Source organism: Pseudomonas sp. SLFW, assembly GCF_009905615.1.
Lineage (GTDB): Bacteria > Pseudomonadota > Gammaproteobacteria > Pseudomonadales > Pseudomonadaceae > Aquipseudomonas > Aquipseudomonas bambusae.
The window spans coordinates 260,733-274,263 of the sequence record NZ_JAAAKW010000004.1 but is presented as its reverse complement, the minus strand read 5'-3'; the positions used below and the strand labels follow the sequence as shown (position 1 = coordinate 274,263).

Genomic DNA, 13,531 nt, shown 5'->3' with positions numbered 1-13,531 from the left:
TGTAGGGCGATTATTGGCCCATCTCACATATCCGAATAATGGTATTTAGCGATAAACCCATATATATTTTTGTATAGTTAACCCCGCCAAGCATTACCCGACCCGAGGCACCCATGGCCACCGACTGGATTCGCCGCCTGCGCATGCAGCACCTTCAATTACTCATAAGCCTCGAAGAAACCGGCAGCGTGACTGAGGCAGCCCGGGCAACTTTCAGCACCCAGCCCGCCCTTTCCAAATGGTTGAAAGAGCTGGAGGAGGACGTAGGAGCGCCCCTCTTCGAGCGCCATGCGCGCGGCCTGACCCCAACGGCCCAAGGTTTGATGCTGCTAGGCCACGCCCGGCGGGTCTTGAGCGAAATGGATCGCGCACAGCTGAATCTAAAAGCCATGCAGGACGGCAGCTCCTACAGAGTGGTCATAGGCACCTCTCCGGCATCAGCCCCGAACCTGGTCCCTGCCGCGATCATGCAGTTTCTGCAGCGCCATCCAGGGGCGCAGGTTGAACTGCAGGAAGGGACCATGAACGAATTGCTCGAACGCCTGGAACTGGGCCAGCTTGACCTCGTGGTCGGACGCCTCGATGCCTACTCCCCTCGCCCCTCGCTGCAAAGCGAACAACTGTATGACGAGGCCATGCGCGTGATCTGTCGCCCTGGCCACCCCCTGACCTACAACGACAATCTGAGTTGGGATGATCTGCGCAGCTATGACTGGATCGTCTGGGCCAAGAGCACCCCGATTCGGACCAAACTCGATATGGCGCTAACCCGCGCGGGGCAACGCCCGCTTCCGTATCGGATCGAGTCGACATCCCTCATCGGTAATCTCTGGTTACTGCATTACAGCGACATGCTGTCGATTGCATCCGACCGTGTGGCGGATCACTTCACCCAACGCAGACTGGTGGTCCCGTTGAAATTCGAGCTCAATGCCGTAGGGTCGCTCGGGATGTGCTGGCGCGATGAGCCTCACCCGGACCCCAGCCTTCCCCACCTGCTGGAAAGCATCCGAGCGGCAGCGGCGAGTCAGAGCCTGACCAAGGTCATCGGTCCGCAAGGCTGATTTCAGAGCGCTGGCACTGTCGCACAAGACTCGCAGTTTTCGCACCGCGCAGAAAATCTGCCACGCAGAATTCAATCGCAAGGAGCGGAGTGTCCATATCGCGTGCGAACCCTAATCTGATCCCATCGTCGGATCAGATCAGGAACACCTGCCATGAACACTTCGCTGCTGTCTTCGATCAACCTTATCTTCCGCTCCCCTCGCGAGCGCCCTGCCGGTGCCATTCGCTACACCATCGGCCGGACCATTTTTGGCCCGGTGCTGGTGGGCCACAGTGGCTACGGCATTTGCGCGATATTCCTGGACGACACCGATGCTGGCCTGCTGAACCAGCTGAGTGCGGCTTTTCCTCAACGAGAACACGTCCAGGCGGGTGAGGTCTTGAGATCGGAACTCGAACAGGTCATCTCGCTGGTCGATACGGGAAAGACCTCGAAAGTCCTGAATCTGGATGTCGGGGGCACGGTCTTTCAGCAAAAAGTCTGGACCGCCCTGCAGCACATTCCAGCGGGGCAAACCCGCAGCTACAGCGACGTCGCCTGTGAAGTGGGCAATCCTGACGCCATCCGCGCGGTGGCCGGCGCGTGTGCCGCGAACGTGCTGGCCGTCGCGATCCCTTGCCATCGGGTCGTTCGAAGTGACGGGGCTATTTCGGGGTATCGCTGGGGGGTTGAGCGTAAGCGGACACTCCTGGAAAAGGAGTCCAACCGATGACGCGGACCCGGACTCTGCTTGCCCCCTCCCAGGGGCTGGATTGGCCGAGCCTGCAGCGGTCATTGGATGATTCGGGCTACGCGGTCGTCCCTTCGATCATGACCGCCGATCAATGCCAGGCGTTGGCTGGACTGTACAGCGACCCGACGCTTTTTCGCACTCGGGTGGTCATGGCGCGGCACGGGTTTGGAAGCGGTGAATACCAATATTTCGACTATCCGCTGCCGCCATTGATCAACGCGTTAAGGCATGCCCTCTATCCCCATCTGGCAACCATTGCCAATGGCTGGTGCGAACGCCTCGGCGATGCCTTGCGCTACCCCATGACGTTGACGTCTTTCCTTGAACGATGCCACCAGGCCGGTCAGACGCGAGCGACGCCGCTGTTGCTTCAATACCAGTCCGGCGATTACAACTGCCTGCATCAAGACGTTTATGGAGAGCACCTTTTCCCTCTGCAGGTCGCCATCTTGCTGTCGGTGCCAGGGGTCGATTTCCAGGGCGGAGAGTTCGTCGTGACGGAGTACTCATCCAGCTCGCAGCGCGCCGAAGTGGTACCCCTTCAGCAGGGCGACGCGGTCATTTTCGCGGTCCGGACACGGCCCGTGACCGGACGGCGGGGTCAATCGAAAAAGGCCCTCATGCGCCATGGCGTCAGCCGCATACAGGCTGGGCTGAGGCATACCGTAGGCATTATTTTTCATGACGCCAAGTGAACGGCCACCTGCGACATGCGAACCCTTTTCTGAGACCTGAAAACGTTATGAACACATTCGCCACCGCCACCGAACATCTCGATTGGCACAACATCACGACGCAACTTGACCAGGAAGGTTTTGCGGTGCTGCCCGGCTTTCTGAAGCCCGACATCCTCGGCGCGCTTGCCGACGTACGCAAAAGCTCATCGAATCAGGTGCAAATCGATTTGAGCGAACAGCAATCAGGACGAGGCTCGGCCTACCGTTGGAAAGATGAGCTTCCCGCCGCATTACGCAGCCTCAGAGAAGCGTTTTACGCGCCGCTGGCCCTGATCGCCAACCGCTGGTGCGAGACCCTGGCCCAGCCGTATCGCTATCCGGAAACGCTGCAGCAGTTTCAAATGCAGTGCTTCGAAGCAGGGCAACGGAGCGAACTGACGGAGCTGACCTGCTTGCGCACAGAAGACTATCTGGGCCTGCAGCAGGATGCAGACGGAGAACGGGTTTTCCCGCTTCAGTTGGTCGGTCTCCTGAGCTCCTGCAGAGAAGGGTTCACAGGCGGCGAGCTCGTGCTCACCGAACAGCGTCCCCGCATGCAATCGCGCCCCATGGTCGTCCCGCTGCAACAGGGCGACCTGGCGATCATCACGACGGCGCAACGCCCTTTCAAGGGCAGCAAAGGCTACTACCGCGTGAACATGAAACATGCCATCAGCCGCGTAAGAAGCGGCGAGCGCATCGGCATTTCAATCAGCTTTCACTTCGCTCCCTGAGTGTCCCTCTATGGCGCCCGACCATGGCTGGATGTTGATAGGCACGGACGGCAAACCGTTCCTCAGCGCACAGCGTGGCACGTTCGGCGGTCACCGACGCACCGGGCTCTACGGCAAACTCGATTGCCGTGCTGGCCTGCGAGCCATCGCCCGAGGAGGCTATGCGAAGCATCGTGTGTTCTTTCTCGACGAGCCGTCTGCGATAGCAGCGGGCTACCGTCCTTGTGCAGTCTGCATGCCCCACGAATACCGCGAATGGAAAAACGGCAACTGGCCGCCAACTCCACGCCATCAGGAATCAAGATGAACAATCAATTTGCGTTGGGATTTGACGACGGCGTCGCGTCCGACACGGCATCGGGAGCGAGCTTCGAAACACTGGATTGGCGCGCCGTCGAAGCCTCGCTGGGTCAAGAGGGCTTTGCGGTATTGCCCACATTGCTGAACCGAGAGACCTGCCACGCGCTGGCAGCCCTCTACAACGAGCCCCAACGTTTTCGAAGCCGTATTGTCATGGAGCGTTATGGCTTCGGGCGCGGGGAGTATCAATATTTCTCCTACCCACTTCCAGCGACCGTCGCTGATCTGCGCAGCCACCTCTACGGGCAGTTGGCGCCCATTGCCAATCGTTGGCATGACGCACTGAGAATGGAGGAGCGTTTCCCAGTGGCTCACAGCGAATTCGCTGAAATCTGTCATGAAGCCGGCCAACGCAGGCCTACACCGCTGTTGCTGAGCTACCGGACAAATGACTACTGCTGTCTGCATCAGGACCTGTACGGCGAGCATGTATTCCCCTTCCAGGTGATCTTCCTTCTCGATGAGCCGGGACTGGACTTCACGGGCGGCGAACTCATCCTCACTGAGAGCGATCCGAAAAAGCCTGGCCGCGCAGAGGTGGTCAATCTGCACCAGGGCCAGGCCGTGATTGTCGCGGTGAACAGTCGCCCTGCCCGTTCCTCGCGCGGGTTTTATCGCATCAGTATGCGGCATGGGGTGAGCCGGATTCACAGTGGCGTCCGTCGAACACTGGGCATCATTTTCCACGACGCCCAATGACTGCTCAGCCCCGGAAACGGAGCTCAATTCTCAGAAAATGCCGTAGACCATGCCGCAAGCCTCAACGCCCGAAGCCACTTCCACGGGTGGTACAGATCGTTGGCGCGTTCCTGGTGCTTTTTTTTGAAAACGCTTCATTTCATCGTACTCGGCCCGACTACGAGGACGTGATGTGGAACTCAAAACAAATGGCGCACTGATGATCCTGTTCCTGGGCGCGCTGGCAGCCACTGCTCCGCTGTCAATCGACATCGGTTTACCGGGGTTCGCCGCCACCGCTGTGGCACTGGGCGTTCCCGTCAGCCTGATGCCCCAGACACTCAGCGTATTTCTTGTCGGATTCTCGGTGGGCCCGCTGATATTCGGGCCTATGGCCGACCGATTTGGCCGTCGCCCCATTCTCGTCGCCGGCTTGATGATCTTCGTTGTCGGCGGATTGGGTGCGACGCTTTCCACGGACTTCGCCTTCATGCTGGGCAGCCGACTGATTCAGGGAGTGGGCGCCGGGACCGCCGCAACCCTGCCGTTCGCCATCGCTCGAGATATCTATAAAGGGGACGAGGCGCGGGTACGGATGTCGGCCATCACGCTGGTGCTGGGGCTGGGCCCCATCATTGCCCCGATTCTGGGCACCGTCGCGCTGAGCCTGAGTGGCTGGCGCTGCGCCTATGCCTTGCTCGCCGCGAGCGGCATCCTGAGTGCGGCGGTTGCCTTTTTCTGTTTCAGGGAAAGCGCGCCGACGGCCACGCAACAGATGACCTGGACGAGCGTGATGAGCAATTACCGATCGGTGGTGATCAACCCTACGTTCCTTCGAAACACGCTGGTGAACGCCTGCAGCTTTGGCGTCATGTTCGCCTACATCGCCGGATCACCTGAAGTCTTGACCGTGGATTTCGGAATGAGCAGCGGTCAATACAGCCTCTCGTTCGCACTGACCGCAGGCGCCCTCATGTGCGGCTCGCTGCTGAACGGCAAACTCGCGCTTCGGGGCTGGCCCTCGGCGCCCATCGCGAATTTCGCCAATGCCCTGATTGCCTTGGCGAGCCTCATACTGACCGCCATCACCCTCAGTGGAGAACTGAACGCCGTCATGTTCGTCATGGCGGTGGCGTTGGTGCTTCTGGGCGTCGGACTGTTGAGTCCCAACGTGATCCACGACGCCCTGCAACCCATGGGGAAAATGGCCGGCGTTGCAACCGCCGTCTTGCGGGGAATTCAGATGGTGCTGGCCGGTTGCGCAAGCGCGCTGGTCGGCACGTTGCAAATGGGCAACAGCGCATTGTCCACTGCCTGCGTCATGGCAGCGTTTGCGATAGCCTCCCTGGCCATCCAGCGGCTGGGGGTTCGCAAAAGCGGGGTAGCCGTTTCTTGAGCCACGGCTCCCTGTCTCTCAGGCGAATTCGTCGATCACCCGCCTCAATCGATCACAGTATTCGCCCAGCCGATCATCCGCCGCCGAGGCCACTCCCAAGAGTAATCCCGGACGCGAAACCGAGGCGTCGCTGTACCACGGTGTCAGGGGGGCCGGCGTCAAACCGAAGCGCCTGGCCTCCATCGCCACGCGAATATCCTGGGCACCTTCGGGCAGGTCGATGAGCATGGCCAATCCAGCCGCCCGGGCAGGCAGCCCCCAAGGTTTCAATTGAGCGAACAAGGCGTCACGTCGTGTCGCATACACGCGCTTCATGCGCCGCAAGTGCCGCATGTAGTGCCCCTCTTTCATGAATTCTGCGATGGCATTCTGGACCGCCGGCCCCGGCGCCGGAGCAAGGCACGTGGCGGCATCCACAAACGCGGATACCAGCGCCACAGGCACCACGATGAACCCCAAACGCAGTGTCGGACTCAGGGTCTTGCTGAATGAGCCGATGTGCAGCACGCGACCTTCACGGTCAAGCGAACTCAGCGCGGGGGCGGCTCGCCCGGTGAGCTGGAGTTCTCCCAGGTAATCATCTTCGATGATCCACGCGCCCGATTGCGCGGCCCACTCCAGCAACAACAAGCGCCGAGTCAGCGACAGCGTCGGGCCAAGCGGCGCCTGCTGACCCGGCGTCACAATGGCCAGGGCGGCATCGGGGGCCTGAGCGATGGCGTGTTGGATGTTCAAGCCATCGCCGTCAACGGGCACGGGTATCGGTCGCACTTGCGACGTCTGCAGGGAAAGTCGGGTCAGGGGAAATCCGGGGTCTTCCATCCACGCGGTTTTCCCCTCAAGGCGCAATACCCGCAAGGCCAACCCCAGCGCGCCGGTGAAGCCCGAGGTGATGATGATTTGCGAAGGCAGGCATTCGATCGAGCGTGAAATGGCGAGATGCGCGGCAATTTCACGTCGCAATTCACCCTCCCCCCGGGGATCGGGATACCCCCGCGCCGTCACAACTTCCGCGCGCACGGCATGGGCCCGGATTCTCGCAAACTGCTTCATGGGGAAGCAATCCAGGGCAGGTATGCCCATCTGAAATATACCGGGGCCTGAGGAGAAGTTTCTGTACATCTCAGGCAATGAGCTTGCCTGACCGACCGGCTCAGCGGCAGCCTTTGCGCTTCTGGGACGTGGCGCGATACGCGTCCCGCTGGTGCGCGACGATACGATGAGTTGTGCGTCCAGCAAACGCTCATAAGCGACGCGAACGGTGCCTCGGGCAACGCCCAACTGCGACGCCAGATCACGCCACGACGGTAGCCTGGCCCCAGGCACGAGAATGCCCGAGTCGATGGCGTTCGCGATGCCACTGCGTATTTGCTCGGCCAACGGGACCTTGATGTTTCGGTCAAGGCTTAGGTTCAGAAGAGTGTTCATGCCGCATGGTACAAAAAAAACTAAAGGAACTGGACCTTTTTGTTGCTCCTGCCTGGATGACACCTGCGGACGCATTTTAGCCTCCTCAGCGTTTGCCGCTGCACTGGAGGAGGAGCGCAAGGCAATGGCATTAACGGCTTTTCCCGTCGACGGTCAATTGCCAACACGCATCCGTGGTACAGAGGAAAAATCCATTTCAGGTTCTTATGTTTGAACTCCGTGAGGCCTATCGTGCCTTCAAAAGGAGGCGACCATGACGATCAATCACAAGACCTGGGCATTGGCGGCGCTGCTGTCACTGGCGGGTACTGTCAGTGCCCATGACGCTCAGAAAGCGGGGGACCAGGTGGTTCCCAACTTCGCACAGGCGATCCCCAACATTCCGGGCAAATCCCTGATTGCCGTTGAGGTGAACTACCCGCCCGGCGGCCAATCGCTACCCCACCATCATGCCCATTCGGCGTTTATCTATGCCTACGTCGTCTCCGGAAGCATCCGCAGCCAGGTCGAAGGGCACCCCGCGCGCATTTACAAGGCTGGCGAAAGTTTTGCGGAAGAGCCTGGCGCCCACCACCTGATGGGAGGGAATGCCAGGACGACCGAACCTGCCAAGCTCCTGGCCGTATTCGTCGTCGACAGCGACGATAAAAATCTGACCACTCCTGACAAATAGGAACCGTGACATGACTCAACGTATCGATTACATCAATGCGGCACCCGACGGCTACAAGGCACTGGGTGGCGTTTATGGCTACATCGCCAAATGTGGCCTGAGCGGCGTGCTGGTCGAGCTCGTCTTCTTGCGCATCTCACAAATCAACGGCTGCGCCTACTGCCTGGACCTGCACACTCGTGACCTTTCCAGCAAAGGCGTTGCGCCTGAAAAACTCGCATTGGTTCAAGTCTGGCGAGAAGCCGGCAAGGTGTTCGACGAGCAGGAACAGGCCGCTCTCGCATGGGCGGAAACCGTCACGCGCGTCGCCGAAACCGCGATTCCGGATGAAGAGTTCACAGCGGTGTCTGCCGTGTTCAGTGAAAAACAGATCGTCGACCTGACAATTGCCATCGGCCTGATGAACACCTTTAACAGGATCGCGATCGGCTTTCGCCGCCCTCCGGAAGCCGCATTGAAATAAACACGTCAGCGGCTTGAAGCTCAGGCCTCCAGGCCTGAATGAAGCGCGCGGGGGCTTGCTGTGTCGTACCGAACACGGTGTCGGTAAAGCGGCCCCTTCTTGTCTTCCCCAGAAGGAAATCGTTGAGACATTTATGAAATGGCCCGACCCTTTGCAGTCCCGGTTGAGCGAAGCCTTGCCTGACGGGTACACCCTGGTGCAACTCTCTCGTTTGGACGTCCCGAAACTGGTTGAGAAGCTTCCGGAGTGGTATCCCAATATCAGCCACGGTGACGGCGCCCGGTTCACCAGGCCCAAATTTTATTTCGAGTCGGTATCGCTGAAACACGAGAGCTCTCGCGACACGATCATTTATGTAGGCCTCAAGGGCGTTGAGTTGGTCTCGATGGTCTGCCTGGAACGGGACTACGACACAAAGTCGCTGTATGGTCGCCTGGGCGTTGTAGCCCCTGAGCACAGGCGTTCAGGGCTGGGCGTGGTCGTCACGGATTTGATCGAAGCCTCGGCTCGCTTGCAGGGCCTGGCAAACATCTACACCTACGCAACGCTGCACAACAACACCGTCCAGAAACTGCTGGAAAAGGCAGGATATTCACCCGTCGGCATCGTCCCGGGACGAGACAGGGAATGCATCCCCGACAGGAACGAGGTCGTACGCGTCCCCGAAGTGCTCTACGTCAAAGCCCTGGCCCACCGCGAGCGCAGTCTGGAAGCTCACCCTGCCAACATGACACCGGCAGTGAAGCGCATCTGGCAGACAATCAAAAATGGCGATGTGTTGCGAACCTCTGTCGATTAGCCGCCCGCAAGAACGCTGTACCAGCGGGCGTCGACCCCATCGCTGACGCCCTGAATCCGCACTCAATTGGCGATCGCAATCGCTACCGGCATTGTCATTCGGAAGGACTCCGCTATGTCGCTCTATACGTTGTATCTGGCCACCGTCATCAATATCAACAAAGAACTGCCGGTCAAGGCAGGCCTGACGCTTGAAGAGTGTCGAGCCGCCGCCCTGCAGGCGCTTGGCGCAGAAAGCAACTACGCGAAGTGCCGCCCGACGCAACCCGAAAAACCTGTTGTGTTCGTCAAGCTGCCCAGCGGACTGATTGTGGAAGTGGAGCGCAAAAACGGCGGTTACCAACTTCCGCCAGGGCACACAGCAACTGACCAGGCATTCGTGACCACCGTGCTTGGCAAGGTGTCGAGCAGTGTCCACAGCGCACCTCATGGGCCCGCACGAATGACAACGGGCCCTACGACAACGCCCCATATTGCCACCGACTAAGGGCTTTCGATCCGCGCAAGCGAGAAGATCCGCTCGCGAATCACGGAGGCGGCACCAATGGCCGCCCCATCGGCACCCAGACGCGTCACCTCTAGCAATGGGACGTTGAAGCCGTGCAAGAGGTGCCGGGCGAGCAGGCCCTCGACCCGCGACCTGATGCGCGGGAAAAGGACACTCAACGGTCCGCCGAACACGATTTTTTCAGGGTTGAGCAGGTAAACGAGATTGGCCAATCCTGTTGCAAGGACGTCAGCCCACTGGTCCAGAACCCGTTCCAGCGATGGGGACGAATAGGCGCCCTCATCGGCAAGCGCCATCAACCCGTCCTCCAGGGAACAATCAGACGGAAGAAAGGCGCTGAACCGCTCATGCCCTGCCAGACGCTCGAAGGACTGATCATCGCTCGCTGAAAGGCTTGCCCCCATCACCAGGTGTCCAAGCTCCCCTGCATAACCATGGCTGCCAGCAAATATCTGACCGCGCTGCACGATGGCGCCCCCCAACCCTTCAGTGAGCAGAATCAACACCATGTTTTGCGCGTCACGTTCCTGCAACGAACAGAGTTCGGCATTGGCAAACGCGTTCGCGTCATTGCAGATTGTCACCGGCCAAGGCAGATGAGGATGAGCGGACAACGTCGCTTGCAACGGGACATCGCGCCAATGAAGAAACGGCGCGACGACGACCCGCCCCTGCTGATCAACCAGGCCGGGGATGGAAACGCAGACGCCCAGAATACGCTGAGGGCTGAGCCCCGAAGCCGCCAACAGACGCCAGGGTATCAGGGCAATTTCTTCTACCGCCCTGCCCACTTCCCGAAGATCGTGGCCGACGGGAATGGAGATCTTTTGCACGACGCGCATACTCAAATCGACCAGGACAGCGGTCAGTGCATGACTCGAAATGTCGATCCCCACCGAATAGGCACCTTGAGGATTGAGTGCCAACCCCGCTCCCGGACGCCCGGATCGCCCTGCACTCGAACGATCGATCGTCTCCAGGACGAGCCCCTTTTCCAGGAGTTCTTTCACTGTATTGCCGATGGTCGCGCGCGTCAGATCAAGCCTGCGCGCCATGTCCGCACGACTGAGCAGATCGCCCTTTTTGAGCAGTCGCAGACAGCGAACGGTGTTGATATGCCTGAGCAAACCGGACGTCGTTCCCGAATTGACGATGGGGTCGAACACCTCACGTGGGGGTGCGTTGGCCGAGGGACTGTTCCCGACGATGGGGAGCGGCATTGCGTCTGGCCCTGCGGCTTCACTCAACACATTTCTCGCCGCCTTTCGCGAGCGATACAAGTAGCTCTTGAGTGTCGCGACCGATAAAGGCAACCCATGCTCACTGAGCGCTTTGGCCACGTCAGCGATACGTGCCCCCGCCGAGAGCCTCTGCTCGATCTCTGGCAGCAGTGCACGCAACCTGCCCGCCTTGGTTCCGTCCACCACTGCTTCGATCGCAGCGTGGAGCGATCTGTGCTTACCCATTCCGGTCGGTCTCCAACGATCATTAATGCAGTCTTTTTGCATCCCAATCGCCACTTGAATGCCCGCTTTTTTATTTATATCTGCAGGCATTCAGGCCATTGACGCTCATTTCAGTTTGTTTAGATTAAATACAAACAGCAGGCATGTCAGCCTCGCCGTCAATGATCAGGAGCATCGCCATGAGCCGTAGCCTTGAACGCTATCGCTTCGCGCATCAAAACGCTGACACTGGCGAACGACAGGTTGGCGAAGATGAAGGTCATACGTACCCCCCTGAGCCTTCAAACATTCTCGTGATCGACATGGGCGGGACGCACATCAAGTTCGGCTGTGTTCGCGAAGGGAGGGTGCAGCGTTTCCAGCACCAAGTGCCGACACGATGCGTCAGAAACAGCGACCCGGTCGAATCCCTCGCGGTATTGACCCGACAGTTCATCGCCGAATCAGGCCTGACTCCAGACATCGTGGTCAGCACCGTTCCAGGTTTTTTAGGCGCCGATGGCGACCGGCTACTCAACGTGGCCAACATTCCAGAAATGAACGGTGTACACCTGAGAAGCGAGCTCTCTGCTCTGTTGCAGATCCCCGTCATCCTGGAACGTGACGCCAACCTTGCGCTGATTGGCGAATCCGTGGCCGGCGCCGCCATGGGTACCAGCAACGCGCTGGCGATTTTCTTTGGAACCGGCATAGGCGCGTCCCTGCTCATGGATGGCAAACCGTATCGGGGGAGCGGCTGGGCACTGGAGATCGGTCACGTACCTGTCTTCGGAGAGAAAATCGAGGCCCTCTCCCCTCTCAAGCATCCGTCCATCGAGGACTACGCGTCCGGCCGAGCACTGCAAGCTATCGCGCAACGGTATCGGGTGCCTGTCGAGGCGCTTTTCGAAACGGACTCCGAGCCGACGCAACTGACCCTAGCCCTGGACAATTTTATCCGTCATCAGGCCCTTGTCGTCAGCGCAGCCATGGCAACGCTCTCGCCCGAAACGGTCATCCTGGGGGGCGGGGTGCTAAGCATCGCAGGCTACCCCAAGGACCGCCTCAAGCAGCTCATCGCGGCCAATGCCCCTTGCACCAAGACCGGTGCCGCTCTGGATTTACGCTGGGCCGTACTGGGCTGGTCGAGTGTCCTGCATGCGGCGCCCGCGATCGTCCGGGCGCATCGACACCTGCCACACACCCGTTGATCAGACCCTTCGTGGCACCTACTGAAAAGGAAGAACCCATGCTCAAAAACATCGACCCAATCCTTGGCCCGCAGTTGCTCTCCATTCTTCGTTCAATGGGCCATGGCGAAGAGATCGCCATTGTCGACCGAAATTATCCGGCACTCAGCGCTGGACCCACGCTCGTTCGCCACGACGGCTCGGATGGTCCACGCACGCTGGACGCGGTGCTGTCGGTGTTGCCGCTGGATGACAGCGCGGACGCTGTGACGCGCATGGAGGTGCACGATGAACCTCATCACATCCTTCCGGTGATGGCCGACCTGATCGACGTCGCTGGCCGCCATGCGCCCGGCAGAGAGGTGGCGTCGTTGCAACCCTCGCCGTTCAAGACGCGCGCCTCCAATGCAGTGGCAATCATCGTCACCGGTGAGGAACGGGTTTACGGGAACATTTTGCTTCGCAAAGGAACCCTCGCGCCTGAGTAAGAACCGTCACTCTCGACAACCCGATTCTCGACTTCGGAGGAACAACGCTATGAACAGTGACACCACCCCCCCGTTTTCGCTGAAAGGCCAAACGGCCCTGATCACCGGCGCGACACGGGGCATCGGCTACGCCTGTGCCAAGGCCCTGGGTGACGCGGGAGCAAGGGTCGCCCTCGGCTGTAGAGACCTGGTGGCTGGCAAGCGCGCAGCGGAGCTGCTTCAAAACGCGGGCATCGCTGCCATCGCTGTGCACATGGACATGCTCTCGACAGCGTCCATCACCCAGGCAATATCAGCGGTGGACACGGAGCTCGGCCCCTTGTCGATTCTCGTCAATAACGCAGGCCTGAGCCATCCCGCAGCAGCGATTGACGTCAGCGCTGTCGACTACGACGCGATGTTCGACCTCAACGTCAAAGGCGCTTTTTTTGCTGCGCAGGCCGCGGCTCGAAGCATGGCGACGCGGGGGCACGGGAGCATCGTCAATATCGCCTCACAAGCGGGGTTGGTCGCACTCCACGGCGAACCGATCTATTGCATGACCAAGGCCGCGATGATCCACATGACGCAATGCCTGGCCGTCGAGTGGGCCGATCTGGGCATCCGCGTAAACGCCGTAGCCCCGACGTTCGTTCGCACCGACAGCACCCGAAGCTGGCTGGAGGACGATGCGTCGCTCAAATCGCTGCTCGCGCGCATCCCGCTCAACAAAATCGGTGAGCCGGAAAACGTCGCAGAACCTGTCGTTTTTCTGGCCTCGCCAGCCGCCCAGATGATCACCGGCGCAACGCTGAAAATCGACGGCGGATGGACAGCGGTGTAACCGCTCCTTTTTTCTCAACACCTGTTTATTTT

Annotated in this window: 17 protein-coding genes; 15 read left to right on the top strand and 2 right to left on the bottom strand. The window is 59.8% G+C overall.

What is annotated here, in order from left to right; all coding sequences use genetic code 11:
* Window positions 1-113 precede the first annotated feature (113 nt).
* From GVN17_RS09625 to GVN17_RS09595, 7 genes are all read left to right on the top strand, one after another.
* The gene (locus GVN17_RS09625; protein ID WP_166595018.1) at window positions 114-1,064 is read left to right on the top strand and encodes a LysR family transcriptional regulator; all 951 of its coding nucleotides are present in this window, start codon (window positions 114-116) and stop codon (window positions 1,062-1,064) included.
* 153 nt (window positions 1,065-1,217) lie between these two features.
* On the top strand, window positions 1,218-1,778 hold the full coding sequence (locus tag GVN17_RS09620) for a methylated-DNA--[protein]-cysteine S-methyltransferase (protein WP_166595017.1): 561 nt from the start codon (window positions 1,218-1,220) through the stop codon (window positions 1,776-1,778).
* A complete protein-coding gene (locus GVN17_RS09615; RefSeq protein ID WP_166595016.1) occupies window positions 1,775-2,494 on the top strand; it encodes a 2OG-Fe(II) oxygenase in 720 nt (239 codons plus the stop codon). The genes GVN17_RS09620 and GVN17_RS09615 overlap by 4 nt, the downstream gene beginning before the upstream one ends.
* Window positions 2,495-2,541: 47 nt before the next feature.
* The gene (locus tag GVN17_RS09610) at window positions 2,542-3,249 is read left to right on the top strand and encodes a 2OG-Fe(II) oxygenase (RefSeq protein WP_166595015.1); all 708 of its coding nucleotides are present in this window, start codon (window positions 2,542-2,544) and stop codon (window positions 3,247-3,249) included.
* 10 nt (window positions 3,250-3,259) lie between these two features.
* Window positions 3,260-3,556 carry an Ada metal-binding domain-containing protein gene (locus GVN17_RS09605; RefSeq protein ID WP_166595014.1) on the top strand — a complete coding sequence of 99 codons (297 nt, stop codon included), beginning with the start codon at window positions 3,260-3,262 and terminating at the stop codon, window positions 3,554-3,556.
* The gene (locus GVN17_RS09600) at window positions 3,505-4,308 is read left to right on the top strand and encodes a 2OG-Fe(II) oxygenase (RefSeq protein WP_256665162.1); all 804 of its coding nucleotides are present in this window, start codon (window positions 3,505-3,507) and stop codon (window positions 4,306-4,308) included. Before GVN17_RS09605 ends, GVN17_RS09600 begins: the two co-directional genes overlap by 52 nt.
* Window positions 4,309-4,480: 172 nt before the next feature.
* Complete coding sequence (locus tag GVN17_RS09595) at window positions 4,481-5,683, top strand: multidrug effflux MFS transporter (RefSeq protein ID WP_166595013.1); 1,203 nt, start codon at window positions 4,481-4,483, stop codon at window positions 5,681-5,683.
* Window positions 5,684-5,701: 18 nt separating this feature from the next.
* On the opposite strand, the gene GVN17_RS09590 is transcribed toward GVN17_RS09595, so the two are convergent.
* Window positions 5,702-7,111 carry a PLP-dependent aminotransferase family protein gene (locus tag GVN17_RS09590; RefSeq protein ID WP_166595012.1) on the bottom strand — a complete coding sequence of 470 codons (1,410 nt, stop codon included), beginning with the start codon at window positions 7,109-7,111 and terminating at the stop codon, window positions 5,702-5,704.
* Here GVN17_RS09590 and GVN17_RS09585 point away from each other — a divergent pair.
* The 5 genes from GVN17_RS09585 to GVN17_RS09565 all read left to right on the top strand — a co-directional run bounded on the left by GVN17_RS09585 (window position 7,110) and on the right by GVN17_RS09565 (window position 9,532).
* Window positions 7,110-7,325, top strand: a complete 216-nt coding sequence (locus GVN17_RS09585) for a hypothetical protein (RefSeq protein ID WP_166595011.1) — start codon at window positions 7,110-7,112, stop codon at window positions 7,323-7,325. The genes GVN17_RS09590 and GVN17_RS09585 overlap by 2 nt on opposite strands.
* 39 nt (window positions 7,326-7,364) lie before the next feature.
* Window positions 7,365-7,784 (top strand): cupin domain-containing protein, encoded by a 420-nt coding sequence (locus GVN17_RS09580; RefSeq protein WP_166595010.1) that lies wholly within the window; start codon window positions 7,365-7,367, stop codon window positions 7,782-7,784.
* Window positions 7,785-7,794: 10 nt separating this feature from the next.
* Window positions 7,795-8,247: a carboxymuconolactone decarboxylase family protein gene (locus GVN17_RS09575; RefSeq protein ID WP_166595009.1), complete on the top strand. Its 453-nt coding sequence runs from the start codon at window positions 7,795-7,797 to the stop codon at window positions 8,245-8,247.
* A gap of 133 nt (window positions 8,248-8,380) precedes the next feature.
* Window positions 8,381-9,046 (top strand): GNAT family N-acetyltransferase, encoded by a 666-nt coding sequence (locus GVN17_RS09570; protein WP_166595008.1) that lies wholly within the window; start codon window positions 8,381-8,383, stop codon window positions 9,044-9,046.
* Window positions 9,047-9,160: 114 nt separating this feature from the next.
* Window positions 9,161-9,532: a hypothetical protein gene (locus GVN17_RS09565; protein WP_166595007.1), complete on the top strand. Its 372-nt coding sequence runs from the start codon at window positions 9,161-9,163 to the stop codon at window positions 9,530-9,532.
* On the opposite strand, the gene GVN17_RS09560 is transcribed toward GVN17_RS09565, so the two are convergent.
* The gene (locus GVN17_RS09560; RefSeq protein ID WP_166595006.1) at window positions 9,529-11,109 is read right to left on the bottom strand and encodes an ROK family transcriptional regulator; all 1,581 of its coding nucleotides are present in this window, start codon (window positions 11,107-11,109) and stop codon (window positions 9,529-9,531) included. The genes GVN17_RS09565 and GVN17_RS09560 overlap by 4 nt on opposite strands.
* An 89-nt stretch (window positions 11,110-11,198) precedes the next feature.
* Between GVN17_RS09560 and GVN17_RS09555 the strand changes: the two genes are divergently transcribed.
* From GVN17_RS09555 to GVN17_RS09545, 3 genes are read left to right on the top strand one after another with little or no spacing between them, the layout of a single operon-like run.
* Window positions 11,199-12,209 (top strand): ROK family protein, encoded by a 1,011-nt coding sequence (locus GVN17_RS09555; RefSeq protein WP_166595005.1) that lies wholly within the window; start codon window positions 11,199-11,201, stop codon window positions 12,207-12,209.
* 38 nt (window positions 12,210-12,247) lie between these two features.
* Complete coding sequence (locus GVN17_RS09550) at window positions 12,248-12,676, top strand: RbsD/FucU family protein (protein ID WP_166595004.1); 429 nt, start codon at window positions 12,248-12,250, stop codon at window positions 12,674-12,676.
* 49 nt (window positions 12,677-12,725) lie between these two features.
* Entirely contained in the window at window positions 12,726-13,499 is a 774-nt protein-coding gene (locus tag GVN17_RS09545) for an SDR family NAD(P)-dependent oxidoreductase (RefSeq protein ID WP_166595003.1), read from the top strand.
* Window positions 13,500-13,531: the final 32 nt, after the last annotated feature.

Excerpts from the sequence above, each read along its gene's own strand:
- GVN17_RS09625 (WP_166595018.1), top strand. The coding sequence starts at position 114 with ATGGCCACCGACTGGATTCGCCGCCTGCGCATGCAGCACCTTCAATTA.
- GVN17_RS09620 (WP_166595017.1), top strand. The coding sequence starts at position 1,218 with ATGAACACTTCGCTGCTGTCTTCGATCAACCTTATCTTCCGCTCCCCT.
- GVN17_RS09615 (WP_166595016.1), top strand. The coding sequence starts at position 1,775 with ATGACGCGGACCCGGACTCTGCTTGCCCCCTCCCAGGGGCTGGATTGG.
- GVN17_RS09610 (WP_166595015.1), top strand. The coding sequence starts at position 2,542 with ATGAACACATTCGCCACCGCCACCGAACATCTCGATTGGCACAACATC.
- GVN17_RS09605 (WP_166595014.1), top strand. The coding sequence starts at position 3,260 with ATGGCGCCCGACCATGGCTGGATGTTGATAGGCACGGACGGCAAACCG.
- GVN17_RS09600 (WP_256665162.1), top strand. The coding sequence starts at position 3,505 with ATGGAAAAACGGCAACTGGCCGCCAACTCCACGCCATCAGGAATCAAG.
- GVN17_RS09585 (WP_166595011.1), top strand. The coding sequence starts at position 7,110 with ATGCCGCATGGTACAAAAAAAACTAAAGGAACTGGACCTTTTTGTTGC.
- GVN17_RS09590 (WP_166595012.1), bottom strand. The coding sequence starts at position 7,111 with ATGAACACTCTTCTGAACCTAAGCCTTGACCGAAACATCAAGGTCCCG.
- GVN17_RS09580 (WP_166595010.1), top strand. The coding sequence starts at position 7,365 with ATGACGATCAATCACAAGACCTGGGCATTGGCGGCGCTGCTGTCACTG.
- GVN17_RS09575 (WP_166595009.1), top strand. The coding sequence starts at position 7,795 with ATGACTCAACGTATCGATTACATCAATGCGGCACCCGACGGCTACAAG.
- GVN17_RS09570 (WP_166595008.1), top strand. The coding sequence starts at position 8,381 with ATGAAATGGCCCGACCCTTTGCAGTCCCGGTTGAGCGAAGCCTTGCCT.
- GVN17_RS09565 (WP_166595007.1), top strand. The coding sequence starts at position 9,161 with ATGTCGCTCTATACGTTGTATCTGGCCACCGTCATCAATATCAACAAA.
- GVN17_RS09560 (WP_166595006.1), bottom strand. The coding sequence starts at position 11,109 with ATGCCTGCAGATATAAATAAAAAAGCGGGCATTCAAGTGGCGATTGGG.
- GVN17_RS09555 (WP_166595005.1), top strand. The coding sequence starts at position 11,199 with ATGAGCCGTAGCCTTGAACGCTATCGCTTCGCGCATCAAAACGCTGAC.
- GVN17_RS09550 (WP_166595004.1), top strand. The coding sequence starts at position 12,248 with ATGCTCAAAAACATCGACCCAATCCTTGGCCCGCAGTTGCTCTCCATT.
- GVN17_RS09545 (WP_166595003.1), top strand. The coding sequence starts at position 12,726 with ATGAACAGTGACACCACCCCCCCGTTTTCGCTGAAAGGCCAAACGGCC.